Here is a 15,751-nt window from a genome sequence, read left to right as displayed (position 1 = left end):
CTCAGACGTACGTAGCTGTACATCGATCGATGCTCAGACGTACGATGTGGCAACGCGAAGTGCGACGCCGGGGAGCGGGCGGCCGGCGCCAGCGTGCGCGGCAACGCCAACCGCCCCCCGACCCGGGGGCCGCCGGGAACCGGCCGCCGGCCCGGCTTCGTCCGGCGCCGCGCCAACCGCCGGAACCACCACCGGCGGGTACGATCCGGCGACCGGCCTGGTGCTCGGCGCCGATGGTCGACCGTTGCAGTTCGGCGGGACCGGTGGTCAGTCCCGGATGTCCGGGGACCAGTCGTGGAAGCAGTTGCTGCTCGCCGGGGTGACCCCGTGACCGGCGCGAAGAAGGAGGTGGCGATGCAGGCACGCAGGAACCACACGCTGAAAGTCATCAAGGGGGCGAAGCCTGGAGTGCCGGGTCGGGCGGCGCAACGCCGGATGGTCCCCCGTCAGCTTCCTGAGCCGGAGCAGCCGATCGAGGACCTGCTGAAGCGGCTCGACCAGGAACCGGTCGAGGAGCCGGCGGAGTCGGCGGCCGGAGACGACCCGGCGAACGCGGACGCTCCGCAGGAGGCCGCCGCTGGCCGCCCCGCCGAGAAGCGGGCCACCCCGGCGCCGACGCGACGGCGGCGCCCGCTGATCGTCCTGCTTGTGGTGGTGCTCGCCGCGGCCCTCGCCGCCGCCGGTGTGACCGGTCACCGGTGGTACGTCGACCGGGCGACGGACCAGGCCCGCCAGGAGGCGATCGCCGCCGCCAAGCAGGCCAGCGTCAACTTCGTCTCGGTCAGCGCGGCCAGCGTGGACCGGGACATCCAGCGGATCACGGCCGGGGCCACCGGTGACTTCAAGGACGAGTTCAGCCGGGGCCAGTCCCAGGTCCGGGCCGCGGTGGTGGAGAACAAGGTCGACTCGCGCGGGTCGGTGCTGCGGGCCGGGCTGGTCTCCGGTGACCGCAGCCGGGCGGTCGTGCTGGTGGCGGTCGATGCCACCGTCAAGAACGTCAAGTCGCCCGAGGGGCGGCCGTCGCACTACCGGATCCAGATGGACATGGTCCACGACAAGGGCTCCGGCCGGTGGCTGGTGTCCCGCCTGCAGTTCGTCGGATGAGAGAGGGAGGACCCGTGGGTACCCTGGTCGACTTCGCGCGACGGCCGCGCGTGCTCCGGCGGCCCGCCGCCCGGATCGGGCTCGTCCCGGCTCTGGTCGTCGCGATCGTGCTCGCGACCGCCGTCGCCGGTCTGGCCTGGTGGGGCGACCACCGCGCCGAGCAGCGGGACACCGCCGTACGTCAGGCGCTGGCCACCGCGCCTGCCGCCGCCAAGGCGATCTTCTCCTACGACTACCGCACCTTCGACGACAGCGTCGCCAACGGCCGCAGCTTCGCCACCGGCTCCTTCGGCAAGGAGTACGAGCAGACCACGGCGGCGTTGAAGCAGACCGCCGCGAAGCAGCAGGCGGTCGTGGCTGCGGAGGTGTCCGCGACGGGCGTGGTGACCGCGACCACCGACCGGGTCGAGCTGCTGGTGTACCTCAACCAGTTCCGGCGCAACGTGAACACCGCCGGGGAGAAGGTCGACCAGAACCGCGTGGTGCTCACGCTGGTCCCGGTCGACGGCGAGTGGAAGGTCGCCAAGGCCACGGCCATCTGAGGTCCTCGTAGGCGGCTCTCCTGGACGGCATCGTCACCCCTTCTGCCCGACGGCGGCGATCCGGACCGACGGGCGCCGGCGGCGCACCGCTGGTCAGGAGCGGTGGCGGGTGACCGCCGTCGCCTGCAGCGTCGGACGGCGTACCACGGCTATCCGGTCGCCGCGGGCCCGGATCGACGTGCGGCCGCCGCGGCGGCGGCGCACCGTGAGGTCGACGGTGGCCCGTCCCACCTGTACGCCCTCCAGCGTCAGGTCCGGCAGCCACTCCGGCAGGTGCGGGTCCACGAAGATCGTCCGCAGCGGTGCCGCCGGGCGCAGCGCCAGCAGCGCCTGGACCAGCGCGACCACCGAGCTGGCGGACCACGCCTGGGGCGAGCAGGAGTCGGGATAGACGCCCGGGTGCGGATGGGCGTCGTCGCGGGGCAGGCCGCTGAGCACCTCGGGCAGGCGGTGCTCGTCGAAGAGCGCCGCCGCGGCGAACATCCCCTCCGCCAGCCGGTGCAGCTGCGCCCAGCAGCCGTACCGGGCCAGGCCGAGACCGATGGTGCCCGCCTCCACCGGCCACACGCTGCCGCGGTGGTAGCTGAACGGGTTGTACGCCGGATGCGCCGCCGACAGGGTGCGCACCCCCCAGCCGCTGAACATGTCGGGCGCCAGCAGCCGGCGGGCGACCAGGCCGGCGACCCGGGTCGGCACGATGCCGGTCGTCAGCAGGTGCCCGTCGTTGGAGTTGACCGACCGCACCTGCCGCCCGTCCGGCCCCAGCGCCATCGCGTAGCAGCCCTGATCGGGCATCCAGTAGGCCCGGTGGAAGCGGCGACGCAAGGCGCGGGCCCGGGCCACCAGCTTCGCGCCGAGGGCGGGCCGGCCCGTCGCGGCGAACACCACGGCGGCGTGCCGCAGCGCGGCGTACCAGTACGCCTGGAGTTCGCTGCTCGCGATCGGGTTCAACACCACCTGCCCGTGCTCGTCGACGACGGCGGTGTCCGAGTCCTTCCACCCCTGGTTCTTCAGCCCGGACCGGGCCCGGCAGTGGTACTCCAGGAAGCCGTCCCGATCCAGGTCGCCGTACCGGTCGAGCCAGTCCAGGGCGCGGTGCGCCGTCGGCAGGAGTTCCCGCACCGTGTCCAGATCCCCGGTCCAGGCCAGGTACTGCCCGAGGAAGACCAGGAAGTCCGGCGCCGTGGACCAGTCGCCGTGGTAGTGGGTGAACGGGTCGAGCCCGAGCACCGACACCGGGCCCAGGCGGGCCTCGTGCAGCGGTTTGCCCGGCTCCTCGTCGCGCCGGTCGTCGACGCGCCGCCCGACGTGCTGGGCGTTGAGCCGCAGGCTGTCCGCCAGCATCGTCGGCCCGGCCAGCAGCGCCTGCCAGGACGCCGTCATCGTGTCCCGGCCGAAGATCTCCTGGTAGATCGGCAGCCCGGCCATCGGCGCCGTCGGCCCGGCCGGTTCGCCGAGTGGCAGCACGGTCAGGTCGTCGACCGCGCACCGCCAGGCCGCCGTGACGTCGAAGTTGCTGCTGCTCAACCGGGTGAACTCGCGGACGAGGCGGGCGCCGGCGGCCGTGGCGGCGCCGGTGGGGCCGGTGAAGGTCGGTGGCGGCGCGACCAGGCGCTCGCCGTCGAAGACCGGCTCGACGACCAGGTCCACCCGACTGCTCCCGCCCGGCGGCACCGTGACCTCGACGGCGAGCGCGCCGTCGACGTACCGCACGGGGGGCGTCGGCGCGTACCCGGATCGCCACCGCCCGGTCCAGGTCGTCGCGCAGGTAGGTCAGGAACAGTTCCTGCTGCGCCGGGTCCCACGCCGCGTCGACGTCGCCGAACTGCCGGCGGCGTCCCGTCTCGGCCTCGCTGGTGTCCGCGAAGTCGGCGGTGAGCTGGATCCGCACCGGCAGGGCGACCAGCCGGGCGGCGTAGCTGACTACGGTCAGCCGGGTGCGCAGCCCGTCGCCGACGAAGCGTTCCGTCAGCAGGTAGACCGCCTGCGAGGGCAGCGCCTCGCCGTCGCCGAGTTCGGCGTACGACAGCTGCGCGTGCCCCTGCACGTTCGCGGTGCTGAACGCGACCGGTTCCCGGCCGTCGACCGTGAGCCGCTCGGCGCTGAGCACCCGGGTGTTGCGCGCGAAGAAGCCCTGCGGGCCGGCCCCGGTGATCCGGCCCCGCACGTCGGTGACCAGCGTGCTCCACCCGCTCGCCACGTAGAGCAGGTCTGGGCGGACGCGCAGGTTCCGAACCCGGCTCATCGACGGTGCGGCGGCGGGTGGTGGGGGCCGGGCCGGACGCGGTGACCCTGCGCGAGCGGCATCGGTCCCACCCCCTGATCTGCGTTTGCGGGCCCCGGGCACGGCGCAGCCGCTCGGGCGGCCCTGCCTACCCGCTCCCTCCGCCCGTACACCCGCCGCTTCCCGGTGCCCTCTTTCCGAGAACGAGTGGTCATCCCGGCTGCCAAGGCCACTCTTTCTCCGAAAGTGCACCCCGCACGCGCGTCTGCGCTCGGCGGGCCGGCCCGTGACGGGTCGGGGGCTGGCGGCCGGGTCACCGGCGGGGGCGGCGCCACTGGTTGGCGGCGAGCGCCACCAGCAGCAGCGGCACCGCCACCCAGAGCTGCGCCGTCGTGTAGTGGCGCAGCTCGGCGGGGACGTCGACCCCTTCGATCTCGGCATCGAGGGCCCCCGGACGCACGAGGGTGAGGGCGTGCACCGACAACGGGACGTAGTTGGCGGCCACGCCGGTCAACCACAGCCCGACCGCCGTACGCCCGGCGCCGCCGCCCGAGGACAGCAGGCCGAGGCCGAGCGTGCCGCCGCCGACGACGCCCAGCAGGAACTCGGCGAGGATGACCCACCGCCGCCACCGGGCGCCCGCCGATCCCCACACGTCGATGGCCGCCAGGCGGCGTACGTCGAGCCCACGGACCATGCCCGGCATGTTGCCACGGGCCGCGCCCGCCCGCCGCCCCGCCGCGATGCCGAGCGCCGGTGGCCCGGTCGGCTGCCGCACCTCGACCGGGCAGCCGCCCTGCGGGTGAGGTTTCGTCCCCACGGCGACGGGTAGCCGTCGCCGGACAGATCCGCCACCGACGGGAGACGGCCGTGGGGTACCACGTGCGGCAAGGGAAGCAGCCGGTCGATCCGGAGAACGCCGAGGACGAGGTGGGCCAGGCCCGGCTCGTGCAGGTGGAGGCGGACACCGAGGTCCCGGCCCCGGACGACACCGACGTACGTCCGGACCTGGTCACCGAGGACGACGGGTCGGGCGTGGCCGGTGGCTCGTCCGGCGGCAGCGGCGGCGGCTCCAGCATGCCCGGGCACCCGGACGCCACCCGCTGACCCGTCCACCGGTTGACAGCGGTACGCGATCAGCCCGGCGTTCACCCCACCGCACTCCACGGCGGAGAACCAGCAGTACCCGGCGGCCCCCTGTCGCCTCGCTAGGGGACCGTGATGAACCGATGGTTAACCGGCCGGATGCGATGCTTCACACCCTTTGGGCGTCTCCGCTCGTTTGGCGGGCTTACCCGGCGGTAGCTATTGGCGCATGAAGAACCTGATGAATGCGCCGCGGTTGGCCGCGGGCGCGCTGACCCTGTCGTTGACCGTCGTCGCCGTCCCCGGTGCCCCCGCCTGGGGCAGTGCGGTGACCCCGCCGGGAACGTTCGAGGTGGACAGCACCTCCGACGCTCCCGATCGGGCGCCCGGGGACGGGCGGTGCCGCACCGCCGACGGCGCCTGCACGCTGCGCGCTGCGGTGATGGAGGCCAACGCACAGTCGAACTCGACCATCGTGCTCCCCGCCGGGCGGTACACCCTGCGCATCCCGCCGCTGGCCGGCCACGCCTTCACCGACTACACCCTCGCCGACACCGCGCACGGCAACCTGAAGATCTTCAAGCCCACCACCATCGTGGGCGCCGGCCGGGACCGTACGGTGATCGACGGCGGCCGGCTCGACCGGATCTTCACCGTCCTGCGACCGGCCACCATCTCGGACGTCACCATCACCGGCGGCGTGTCAACCCCGGTCGCCTCGGTCTACAACTACTACGGCGGGGGCGCCGCGCTGAACGCCTCCGACCTCACGATGGAGCGGGTCCGGCTCACCGGCAACAGCGCCGCTTCGGCGGCGCGGTCCAGAGCATCCCGTTCACGTCGTTCACCCTGCGCGACAGCCTGGTGGACGACAACGAGGCGGGTGAGGCCGGCGGGCTGCGGTTCGACTCGATCGGTCTGGTCGAGCGGTCGACGATCACCCGCAACAGGGTCAGCAATCCGCACGACCCCACCCGCCCGGGGGAACTGGCCGGGCTGGGCGGTGGCATTGACGTCCGCGGCGTACGTACCGTCACCGTGGTCGACTCCGAGGTGACCGAGAACTACGCCGAGGACGGCGGGGGTGGTATCAACATCACCCTGGCCTACCTGCCGGGGAGCACCGACGACCGGTCCGGACCCGGCGCGGTGGAGCTGAAGGGTTCCGTGGTCAGCGGAAACACCAGCCGGAGTGGTCCCGGCAACTGCCGAGCCGTCCGGGCCCGCATCGTCGACCTCGGCGGCAACACCGACTCCGACGGCAGCTGCGCGACCACCCGGTAGCCCACCGGGCGGCGTCGCGCGGGTCACCGCCGCGGCACCGGCGAAAGGCCCCGCCCGCGGTCGGTGGTGCAGCGACCCGGAGCGGGGCCTGTCCGCCCGATCTGCGTGTCCGGATCGAACCGACCGGCCTACGGCGACAGCGCTGCCCGAGGGCACCCCGGACCATCGGGTGAAGCCACGAGCGTTTCCGGTGCTCCGTCCGGTCGAGCAGCACGTCCGGGACGGGAGCGGGGCGGGGTCAGCCGCAGCCGCGGATCCAGGTCCACCCGACGAACCAGTGCCGGGCCGTGACGCGCAGCTCGCACGCGGCGGTGCCGTCACCGGTCAGGGTCACGCCCAGGTCGTGGTTGTTGTGGTACCACGTGCCAGTCACGTCGAAGACACCCCGGTAACCGAACTCGGCGTGCTGCTCCAGGTGTGCCGTGGAGCACGGCCGATCGCAGCCGCCGGCCTCCGACGACTGCGCCAGGTGCCAGCCACCACCCCACGGCTCGCGGTTCCAGGCGGTGTCCACGCCGGTGTCCACCTGGCTGACCCGGCCGTCGGCCGTGCGCCAACCGTGCGTGGCGTAGAGCGCGTTCATCAGGATGCCGCAGCAGTCGTACATCTCCGACCACACCCGCAGCCGACGGTCGCCGTTGCTCTCCCGCGACGACGGCACGGGAAGCAACCGGGCCGCGCCGGCCCGCACGACGCAGTTCTCGTCCACGGTGATCGACTGCTGCGTGAGCATTCCGTCCGGAGGGGCCGGCAGCGTCGCGTCGAGGCGGACGTCGACACAGACCCTGCCCGCGGGGCCAGCGGGTGTCGCCGCCGCCGGGGCGGCGGGCACGGCGACCGCGATTCCCGCCAGGACGATGGCCACCAGGGCCGTCCGCTTGCGCATGTATTGTTCCCTCCGTGCCGCCGGACCGGACAGCCGAACGGTAGTCATCGAATGTGGACATACGAGTCCGCAAAGGACAGAAGTGGGCTACCTCACGATGCCACGTGGGCCGGGGCTCCCACTTTCGGGCGACCTCTTCTACATGGATATGCTCCGATACCTCGATGTCTCACGCCGCCCACCGGTGCCAAGGTGCGGTGGCTGGCCGGGTGGAGGACGCATGCGCAGGGCACTGGCTGGTCTGCTGGTGGGAGTCGTCGGTGCCGTCGGGCTGACCGCGGTGCCCGGGGTGGCCTCGGCGGCGTTGGACGCCCCGCACATCGCCGGGCCGTTGACGATCCAGAGCGTGCCGAACGGGCGCATGGTCGACGTCGACGGCGGCGAGATGCGGGACGGCCGGAAGATCCAGGAGTGGACGTACAACGGCTCCGGTGCCCAGCAGTGGCGCCTGCGCCGGGCTGGCAGCCATCACCAGATCGAAGCCGTCACCGATCCGGCGTTCTGCCTCGGCCGGGAGCACGACGGCGAGCTGGCTCGGGTCGTCCTGCGCCGCTGCGCCGACGGGCTGACCGACTGGGCCTTCCAGGCGCTGGGCGGCGAGCGCTACCGGATCACGAACCCGGCCGGGAATCTGCACCTGCACGTGTGGAACGAGACGCCGACGAACGGGCGGGAACTGGTGGTGAGCACCAACGGTGGGACCGGCGCGCAGTGGTACCTCACCGACCTGGCGGTGCCGCGCCGCGCGATGCCCGCCGACCCCCGCCTGGACCAGCTGAGCTTCCTCGTGGCGCACAACGCGATGGCCAACACCGACGAGGGGTTCTGGGGGCGCTTTCCGAACCAGTCGTACCGGCTGCGCGACCAGCTCCACCACGGCATCCGAGGGCTGCAACTGGACGTGCACGCCTACCGCGGCGACGTGCGGATGTGTCACGGGACGTGCTGGGGCAACGAGCGGACGCTGAGCGACGGACTGCGGGATGTGGTGAGCTTCCTCGACGGCAACCGGGACGCGGTGGTCACCGTCTTCCTCGAGGACTACACGAGCGTGGACGAGCTGCGCTCGGCCGTCGAGCGGGTGCCCGGCCTGCCGGGCCTGCTCTTTCATCCGGACCGGTCCGGCGTCCGCGACCACGGTTGGCCGCGCCTGTCCGACCTGGTGTCGAGCAACCGCCGGCTGCTCATCTTCTCCCAACGTCCGGGGCGGGACGGCTTCGGCGTGATGTACGACCGGGACTGGACCGCCGAGAACTACTGGTCCCTGGAGGGTGGCGGCGCGCTGGACTGCTACAGCCGGTGGGCCGGGGTCCCGCTGCCGAAGGAGGAACCGGGATTCCGGCGGTTGCACGTGATGAACCACTACCGCAACATCCCGACCGAGTGGGCGGCCACCGCCGACAACGGCGCGAAGCTGTCGGACCGGGTGCGGCACATCTGTGGCCCATCGGCGCGGCGCAAGCCCAACTACGTCGCGGTCGACTTCTACCAGAAGCCCGAAGGTGGAGCGACCTGGGACCTGATCCGGGAGCTCAACACGTACTGGTGAGCAACGAGGCTCGCAGCGGCGGTGTGGACGGCTCGGATTCCCTGAGGATGAGGTACGCGGCGAGGCTGACCTCCCACGCGAACACCGGAAGCGCCGCGATCGAGCCCCAGGTGGAGATGTGCGCCGTGATGGGTCATCCGCTGCCGGTTCGGGCCGCAGGCTTGATCCAGTCGAAGGTGCGCTCGACCGCGCGCTGCCAGTTGTCCCGCTCCTCGGCCCGGACGGCGTCGTCCATCTGGGGCACCCACCGGGAGGCGAGGTGCCAGTTGCTGCGCAGTCCCTCCAGGTCGGGCCAGTAGCCGACCGCCAGCCCGGCGGCGTACGCCGCGCCGAGGGAGACCGTCTCGGCGACCATCGGGCGTACCACCGGCACCGCGAGCACGTCAGCGACGAACTGCATCAGCAGGTTGTTGGCGGTCATCCCGCCGTCCACCCGCAGCGCCGTCAGCGCCAGGCCGGAGTCGGCGTTCATCGCGTCGACCACCTCGCGGGTCTGCCAGCCGGTGGCCTCCAGCACCGCGCGGGCCAGGTGCCCCTTGGTGATGTACGACGTGAGCCCGACGATGAGCCCGCGCGCCTCGCTGCGCCAGTGCGGCGCGAACAGCCCGGAGAAGGCCGGCACGATGTAGCAGCCCCCGTTGTCGTCCACGGTGCGGGCGAGGGTCTCGATCTCCGGTGCGGTACTGATCAGCTCCAGCCGGTCGCGGAACCACTGCACCAGGGATCCGGTGATCGCGATGGAGCCTTCGAGGGCGTAGACCGCCGGCTGGCCGCCGATCTGGTAGCCGACGGTGGTGAGCAGCCCGTGGCTGGAGTGCACCGGTTCCGTGCCGGTGTTGAGCAGCAGGAAGCTGCCCGTGCCGTAGGTGCACTTGGCGTCGCCCGGCGCGAAACAGGTCTGGCCGAACAGGGCGGCCTGCTGGTCGCCGAGCGCCGCCGCGATCCGCACGCCGGGCAGGACGGCGGTCGCGTTGCCGTACACCTCGGACGAGGAGCGGATCTCGGGCAGCATGGCGGCCGGGATGCCGAAGAAGGCCAGCAGGTCCGGGTGCCAGCTGAGCGTGCGCAGGTCCATCAGCATGGTCCGGCTGGCGTTGGTCACGTCGGTCAGGTGCAGGCCGCCGTCCGGGCCGCCGGTGAGGTTCCAGATCAACCAGCTCTCCATCGTCCCGAAGAGCACCTCGCCGCGGTCGGCCCGCTCGTACAGTCCGGGCGTGTGGTCGAGCAGCCAGCGCAGCTTCGGGCCGGAGAAGTACGTGGTCAGCGGCAGTCCGCAGCGCTGCCGGACGGCCTCGGCGCCGGGCGCCTGGGCCAGCGTCTCCACCAGCGCGTCGGTGCGGGTGTCCTGCCAGATGATCGCCGGCGCCACCGGGACGCCGGTGCGCCGGTCCCACACCACCGTGCTCTCCCGCTGGTTGGCGATGCCGATCGCGGCGACCTGGCCGGCGACGATGCCGGCCTCGGCGAGGGCCCGCGGCACCACCTTGCCGACGTTGCGCCAGATCTCCAGCGCGTCGTGTTCCACCCAGCCGGGCCGGGGGAAGTGCTGCTGGTGCTCGCGCTGCGCCACCGAGACGAGGTTGCCCCGGCGGTCGAACACGATGCAGCGGGTCGAGGTGGTGCCCTGGTCGATGGAGACGACGTAGCTGTCAGTCATTCCTCGTCCTCTCTGGCCTGGCGGGGAGCAGGTGGACGGATCACCAGCGTGCGGCGCCGAGATCCCGGGACACCGCGCGGGCGGCGTCGCGGACGTACGCGACGAGCGCCGGGCGGGGTTGGCCCTGCCCGTCGCAGACGCGGTCGACCGGGCCGGAGAGCCCGATCGCGCCCACGACGAGGCCGCCGTAGCCGCGGATGGGTGCGGCGATACCGGCCTCGCCGAGGGTCATCTCCTCGATCTCGGCGCCCCAGCCGTTGTCCCGGATCTTGGTCAGGGCCTGGCTGAGGGCCCGGGCGGTGACCACGGTGCGCCGGGTGTACGGCTCAGGTTCGCCCTGCATGGCGGCGTTGGCGGCGCCGACGTCGTAGGCGAGCAGGACCTTGCCGAGCGCGGTGGCGTGCGGGGGCAGCAGGGACCCGACGTCGAGGGTCTGGAGGGTGTCGTCGGGTCGGAAGACGTGGTGGACCACCAGCACCTTGCCGTCCAGCAGGGTGCCGATGCGGACGGCCTCGCCGCTGCGCGCGGCCAGCGGGTCGGCCCAGTTGATCGAGCGGGAGCGCAGTTCGTTGACGTCGAGGTAGCTGGTGCCCAGGTGCAGCAGCGCCGCCCCGAGCTGGTACTTGCCGGAGGTCTTGTCCTGCTCCACGAAGCCGACGTCCTGCAGGGTGCGGACGATGCCGTGCGCGGTGCCTTTGGGCAGGTCGAGGGAGCGGGCGATCTCCCCGATGCCGAGCCGGCCGGAGCTGCTGGCGAGCAGGCGGAGGATCGCCGCGGCCCGCGCGATGGACTGCACCTGACCCGGCATGGGCCGGAATGCTAACGGCATTCCGGCCGTCGCAACAGTGTTCGACATTGTCGACCGGGGTTCGTTGACCCGGCCTCGAGTGTTTCCTACGGTTCACGGCACGGTGACGTCCGACGCCGCAGCGTTACCGACCGGCCCTCCGCTTCCCCCAGACGAAGAGGGCCGTCACCCCCCACCACCTCTGGAGGCACCCATGGCTCAACGGTTGAAAGTCCCCGGGCTCGTCGGCGAGTTGGCCGCCGAGTTCGCCGGCACCGCGATCCTCATCCTGTTCGGCGTGGGCGTGGTCGCCCAGGTGGCCGCGGCGGGAACCGGAGAGTTCGACAGCATCGCCTGGGCTTGGGGCCTCGGCGTCACGCTCGGCGTGTACGTGGCGGGCCGGATCAGCGGCGCGCACCTCAACCCCGCGGTCACCCTCGCCCTGGCGGTCTTCAAGGGCTTCTCCTGGCGCAAGGTGATGCCGTACGCGCTGGCCCAGACCGCCGGCGCGTTCGTCGCGGCCCTGATCATCCGCTGGAACTACAGCGAGGTGCTGTCCCGGTTCGATCCAGGCCTGACCAGCAAGAGCCAGGGCGTCTTCTCCACCCTGCCGGGCGCCGGTGTGTCCGAGTGGGGCGCGCTGCGCGACCAGATCATCGGCACGGCCATCCTGCTGTTCCTCGTCCTGGCGGTCACCGACGCGCGTAACTCGCTGCCCGCCGGCAACCTCGCCCCGCTGATCGTCGGCCTGATCGTGGTGGCGATCGGCATGGCCTTCGCCGCCAACGCCGGCTACGCCATCAACCCCGCCCGCGACTTCGGCCCCCGCCTCGCCTCGTTCCTGACCGGGTACGAAACGGCCTTCCAGGACACCAGCGGATATCCGTACTTCTGGGTGCCCATCGTCGGACCGCTCGTCGGTGGCGTCATCGGCGCCGGCCTCTACGAGCTGATCATCGGCCGCTTCCTGCCCAGCGAGGACGAGCTGGAGCCGGGCGCCCTGGCCACCGAGAAGACTCCGGCCGAGGAAGAGCTCGCCCGCGTCTGACATCGCCGACCTGAATCCTCACGACGAACACAGAAGGAGACACCCGAATGGCTGACTTCGTCGGCGCGGTCGACCAGGGCACCACCAGCACCCGATTCATGATCTTCGATCACGGCGGCAACGAGGTCGGCCGCCACCAGCTCGAGCACCAGCAGATCCTGCCGCAGGCCGGCTGGGTGGAGCACAACCCGCTCGAGATCTGGGAGCGGACCCAGACGGTCATCCAGACCGCGATGAACGAGCGCGGCCTGACCGCCTCCGACCTGGCCGCGCTCGGCATCACCAACCAGCGCGAGACCACGGTCGTGTGGAACCGCCGGACCGGCCGGCCCTACTACAACGCCATCGTGTGGCAGGACACCCGTACCGACCGGATCGCCTCGGCCCTGGAACGCGAGGGCAAGGGCGACGTCATCCGGCGCAAGGCCGGCCTTCCGCCGGCGACGTACTTCTCGGGCGGGAAGATCCAGTGGATCCTCGAGAACGTCGACGGGGTCCGCGAGGCCGCCGAGCGCGGCGAGGCCATCTTCGGCAACACCGACACCTGGTTGCTGTGGAACCTCACCGGCGGCACGGAGGGCGGGGTGCACGTCACCGACCCCACCAACGCCAGCCGCACGATGCTGATGAACCTGGAGACGCTGGACTGGGACGACGAGCTGCTGTCGTTCTTCGACATCCCCCGGGCCATGCTGCCGGAGATCCGGCCGTCGTCCGACCCGCGCTCGTACGGCAGCACCGTGAACGGCCCGTTCAACGGCGCGGTCCCGCTCACCGGTGACCTGGGCGACCAGCAGGCCGCCACGGTCGGGCAGGTCTGCTTCGCCCCCGGCGAGGCGAAGAACACCTACGGCACGGGCAACTTCATGCTGCTCAACACCGGCACGGAGATCGTGCGGTCGAAGGCCGGACTGCTCACCACGGTCTGCTACCAGTTCGGTGACGAGGCCCCGGTGTACGCGCTGGAAGGCTCGATCGCGGTCACCGGCTCGGCCGTGCAGTGGCTGCGCGACCAGCTCAAGATCATCAGTAACGCCGGACAGAGCGAGATCCTGGCCCGCCAGGTGGCGGACAACGGCGGGGTGTACTTCGTGCCCGCGTTCTCCGGCTTGTTCGCCCCGTACTGGCGCTCCGACGCCCGCGGCGCGATCGTCGGCCTCTCCCGGTTCAACACCGACGCCCACATCGCCCGGGCCACCCTCGAGTCCATCTGTTACCAGAGCCGCGACGTGGCCGAGGCCATGGAGCAGGACTCCGGGGTGCACCTGGAGTGCCTCAAGGTCGACGGCGGCGTCACCGTCAACGACCTGTGCATGCAGATGCAGGCGGACATCCTCGGCGTGCCGGTCAGCCGGCCGGTGGTCGCCGAGACCACCGCGCTCGGCGCGGCGTACGCCGCCGGCCTGGCCGTCGGGTTCTGGAAGAACACCGACGAGCTGCGGGAGAACTGGAACGAGAGCCGGCGCTGGCAGCCAACCTGGTCGCCGGAGCAACGCGAGAACGGCTACGGCCGGTGGAAGAAGGCGGTCCAGCGCACCCTCGACTGGGTCGACGTCGACTGACGCCTGCCCCACCCCCGCAAGGATCCGGGCGGCCGGCGCCCGTCGCCGGCCGCCCCCACCCCTCCCAGGAGAGAGAAGACGGATGCACTCCGCGACACTGTCACCGGCCGCCCGTGAGCGGTCCCTGGCCGCCCTCGACAGCGGTCAGGAACTGGACGTCCTGGTGATCGGCGGCGGCGTCACCGGCGCCGGCTGCGCTCTCGACGCCGTCACCCGCGGCCTGTCGGTCGGGCTCATCGAGGCCCGGGACTGGGCCAGCGGCACGTCGAGCCGGTCCAGCAAGCTCATCCACGGTGGTCTGCGCTACCTCGAGATGCTGGACTTCGGGCTGGTCCGCGAGGCTCTGCGCGAGCGGGGTCTGCTCCTGCAGCGGCTCGCGCCGCACCTGGTCCGCCCGGTGCCGTTCCTCTATCCGCTGCGCCACCGGGGCTGGGAACGCCTGTACGCGCGCGCGGGCGTGCTGCTCTACGACGCGATGAGCCTCTCCGGCAGCCATGCGCGCGGCGTGCCGGCCCACCGGCATCTGAGCCGCCGCGGGGGCGCTGCGCGCCTGCCCGTCGCTGCGGCCGGAGGCGCTGGTCGGCGCCCTGCAGTACCACGACGCGCAGGTCGACGACGCCCGGCTGGTGACCTGCCTCGTCCGCACCGCCGCCGCGCACGGGGCGCACCCGCTGTCGCGGGCTCGCGTCGTGGGTCTGCTGCGCGAGGGCGCCCGGGTCACCGGCGCGCGGGTGCACGACCTGGAGACCGACCGGGTGTTCGAGGTGCGCGCCCGGCAGGTCATCAACGCCACCGGGGTGTGGACCGACGACACCCAGGCCCTCGTCGGCGAGCGGGGCCAGTTCCAGGTGCGCGCCTCCAAGGGCATCCACCTGGTGGTCCCGCGCGACCGGATCCGGTCCAGCACCGGCCTGATCCTGCGTACCGAATCCAGCGTCCTGTTCGTGATCCCGTGGGGCCGGCACTGGCTGATCGGCACCACCGACACCGACTGGGACCTGGACAAGGCGCATCCGGCGGCGACCAGCCGGGACATCGACTACCTGTTGGAGCACGTCAACGCGGTGCTGGCCACCCCGTTGACCCGCGACGACGTCGAGGGCGTGTATGCCGGTCTGCGCCCGCTGTTGTCCGGGGAGTCCGAGGCGACCGCCAAGCTGTCGCGGGAGCACACCGTGGTCAGCCCGGCGCCCGGGCTCGTGGTGGTGGCCGGCGGCAAGTACACGACGTACCGGGTGATGGCGCGCGACGCGGTCGACGAGGCGGTGCGCGGGTTCGGCGCTGCGGTACCCGCCTCCTGCACCGACCGGGTGCCGCTGCTCGGCGCCGAGGGTTACGTCGCCCGGTGGAACCAGCGGCGCCGGCTGGCGCAGCAGTTCGGCCTGCACACCGAGCGCGTGGAGCACCTGCTGCGGCGCTACGGCGCCGCCGTCGACGAGATTCTGGCGCTGCTGCGGGAGGATCCCACGCTCGGTGAGCCGCTCGACGGCGCGGAGGACTACCTGCGGGTGGAGGTCGTCTACGCGGCGTCCGCCGAGGGGGCGCTGCACCTGGAGGACGTGCTCACCCGGCGCACCCACATCTCGATCGAGACCTTCGACCGTGGCCTGCTGGCCGCTCGGCCGGCGGCGACGCTGATGGCGCCGGTCCTCGGCTGGGACGACGAGCGGGTCGACCGGGAGGTGGCGCACKWCGCGCGCGTCCGGGCCGAGCGGGCCGCGCACGAGCAGCCCGACGACGCGGGGGCCGACGCGTCCGGCTGGGCACGCCCGACGTGGTGCCGGCGGCGGCCATGGCAGCCTGAGCGGACTCCGGCGGGTCAGTGGGTCTTGCGTGGTGACCTCTTCGGCGGCCCCGAAGAGGTCACCACGCAGCTCGACCTGGGTGGGCCGCACGATCTTGCCGATCGTCGTCCGCAGTGGGGCAGTGGCTCGGCTGGCCGCTCGGACACCAGATCATCGATCGTCGTCCGCAGTGGGGCAGTGGCTCGGCTGGCCGCTCGGACACCAGATCATCGACGGT

General features: G+C 72.3%; 13 protein-coding genes and 2 pseudogenes. 9 read left to right on the top strand and 6 right to left on the bottom strand.

The features are described 5' to 3' along the window. Window positions 1–327 precede the first annotated feature (327 nt). A complete protein-coding gene (locus tag JNW89_RS10240) occupies window positions 328–1,104 on the top strand; it encodes a hypothetical protein (RefSeq protein ID WP_238448712.1) in 777 nt (258 codons plus the stop codon). A gap of 14 nt (window positions 1,105–1,118) precedes the next feature. Beyond that, a complete protein-coding gene (locus tag JNW89_RS10235; protein WP_238448711.1) occupies window positions 1,119–1,646 on the top strand; it encodes a hypothetical protein in 528 nt (175 codons plus the stop codon). Window positions 1,647–1,739: 93 nt separating this feature from the next. Here the strand turns inward: JNW89_RS10235 and JNW89_RS10230 are convergent, their stop codons facing one another. From JNW89_RS10230 to JNW89_RS10220, 3 genes and pseudogenes are all read right to left on the bottom strand, one after another. Then, window positions 1,740–3,359: an amylo-alpha-1,6-glucosidase gene (locus JNW89_RS10230; protein ID WP_238448710.1), complete on the bottom strand. Its 1,620-nt coding sequence runs from the start codon at window positions 3,357–3,359 to the stop codon at window positions 1,740–1,742. 37 nt (window positions 3,360–3,396) lie between these two features. Then, a pseudogene (locus JNW89_RS38650) lies at window positions 3,397–3,891 on the bottom strand (glycogen debranching N-terminal domain-containing protein); the annotation flags it as partial. 292 nt (window positions 3,892–4,183) lie between these two features. Continuing rightward, entirely contained in the window at window positions 4,184–4,690 is a 507-nt protein-coding gene (locus JNW89_RS10220; protein ID WP_238448708.1) for a hypothetical protein, read from the bottom strand. A 50-nt stretch (window positions 4,691–4,740) separates the two neighbouring features. Between JNW89_RS10220 and JNW89_RS10215 the strand changes: the two genes are divergently transcribed. The 3 genes from JNW89_RS10215 (at window position 4,741) to JNW89_RS10205 (ending at window position 6,240) form a co-directional block, all read left to right on the top strand. Next, window positions 4,741–4,977 carry a preprotein translocase YidC gene (locus tag JNW89_RS10215; RefSeq protein WP_238448707.1) on the top strand — a complete coding sequence of 79 codons (237 nt, stop codon included), beginning with the start codon at window positions 4,741–4,743 and terminating at the stop codon, window positions 4,975–4,977. A gap of 208 nt (window positions 4,978–5,185) precedes the next feature. Beyond that, entirely contained in the window at window positions 5,186–6,013 is an 828-nt protein-coding gene (locus JNW89_RS10210) for a hypothetical protein (protein ID WP_238448706.1), read from the top strand. Next, window positions 5,995–6,240, top strand: coding sequence for a hypothetical protein (locus JNW89_RS10205; RefSeq protein ID WP_238448705.1), 246 nt, complete (start codon window positions 5,995–5,997; stop codon window positions 6,238–6,240). Before JNW89_RS10210 ends, JNW89_RS10205 begins: the two co-directional genes overlap by 19 nt. A 238-nt stretch (window positions 6,241–6,478) precedes the next feature. Here JNW89_RS10205 and JNW89_RS10200 read toward each other — a convergent pair whose 3' ends face one another. Continuing rightward, window positions 6,479–7,126, bottom strand: coding sequence for a hypothetical protein (locus tag JNW89_RS10200; RefSeq protein WP_238448704.1), 648 nt, complete (start codon window positions 7,124–7,126; stop codon window positions 6,479–6,481). A gap of 220 nt (window positions 7,127–7,346) precedes the next feature. On the opposite strand from JNW89_RS10200, the gene JNW89_RS10195 reads away from it, so the two are divergent. Further along, entirely contained in the window at window positions 7,347–8,675 is a 1,329-nt protein-coding gene (locus JNW89_RS10195) for an RICIN domain-containing protein (RefSeq protein WP_238448703.1), read from the top strand. Between the two features lie 133 nt (window positions 8,676–8,808). Here JNW89_RS10195 and glpK (JNW89_RS10190) read toward each other — a convergent pair whose 3' ends face one another. Further along, window positions 8,809–10,332 (bottom strand): glycerol kinase GlpK, encoded by a 1,524-nt coding sequence (gene glpK, locus JNW89_RS10190; RefSeq protein ID WP_238448702.1) that lies wholly within the window; start codon window positions 10,330–10,332, stop codon window positions 8,809–8,811. Between the two features lie 40 nt (window positions 10,333–10,372). After that, complete coding sequence (locus JNW89_RS10185) at window positions 10,373–11,140, bottom strand: IclR family transcriptional regulator (RefSeq protein ID WP_238448701.1); 768 nt, start codon at window positions 11,138–11,140, stop codon at window positions 10,373–10,375. A 193-nt stretch (window positions 11,141–11,333) separates the two neighbouring features. Here JNW89_RS10185 and JNW89_RS10180 point away from each other — a divergent pair, with 193 nt between their 5' ends. The 3 genes and pseudogenes from JNW89_RS10180 to JNW89_RS10170 all read left to right on the top strand — a co-directional run bounded on the left by JNW89_RS10180 (window position 11,334) and on the right by JNW89_RS10170 (window position 15,533). Continuing rightward, entirely contained in the window at window positions 11,334–12,167 is an 834-nt protein-coding gene (locus JNW89_RS10180; RefSeq protein WP_238448700.1) for an MIP/aquaporin family protein, read from the top strand. A 47-nt stretch (window positions 12,168–12,214) separates the two neighbouring features. Beyond that, the gene (gene glpK / locus JNW89_RS10175) at window positions 12,215–13,729 is read left to right on the top strand and encodes a glycerol kinase GlpK (RefSeq protein WP_238448699.1); all 1,515 of its coding nucleotides are present in this window, start codon (window positions 12,215–12,217) and stop codon (window positions 13,727–13,729) included. 82 nt (window positions 13,730–13,811) lie between these two features. Continuing rightward, a pseudogene (locus tag JNW89_RS10170) lies at window positions 13,812–15,533 on the top strand (FAD-dependent oxidoreductase). Window positions 15,534–15,751: the final 218 nt, after the last annotated feature.

Source organism: Micromonospora sp. 4G55 (assembly GCF_016803375.1).
The sequence above is the reverse complement of the archived record's forward strand: the minus strand, read 5'-3'. Positions and strand labels throughout refer to the sequence as shown.

Excerpts from the sequence above, each read along its gene's own strand:
- glpK (WP_238448702.1), bottom strand. The coding sequence starts at position 10,332 with ATGACTGACAGCTACGTCGTCTCCATCGACCAGGGCACCACCTCGACC.
- JNW89_RS10180 (WP_238448700.1), top strand. The coding sequence starts at position 11,334 with ATGGCTCAACGGTTGAAAGTCCCCGGGCTCGTCGGCGAGTTGGCCGCC.
- JNW89_RS10200 (WP_238448704.1), bottom strand. The coding sequence starts at position 7,126 with ATGCGCAAGCGGACGGCCCTGGTGGCCATCGTCCTGGCGGGAATCGCG.
- JNW89_RS10210 (WP_238448706.1), top strand. The coding sequence starts at position 5,186 with ATGAAGAACCTGATGAATGCGCCGCGGTTGGCCGCGGGCGCGCTGACC.
- JNW89_RS10195 (WP_238448703.1), top strand. The coding sequence starts at position 7,347 with ATGCGCAGGGCACTGGCTGGTCTGCTGGTGGGAGTCGTCGGTGCCGTC.
- JNW89_RS10185 (WP_238448701.1), bottom strand. The coding sequence starts at position 11,140 with ATGCCGGGTCAGGTGCAGTCCATCGCGCGGGCCGCGGCGATCCTCCGC.
- glpK (WP_238448699.1), top strand. The coding sequence starts at position 12,215 with ATGGCTGACTTCGTCGGCGCGGTCGACCAGGGCACCACCAGCACCCGA.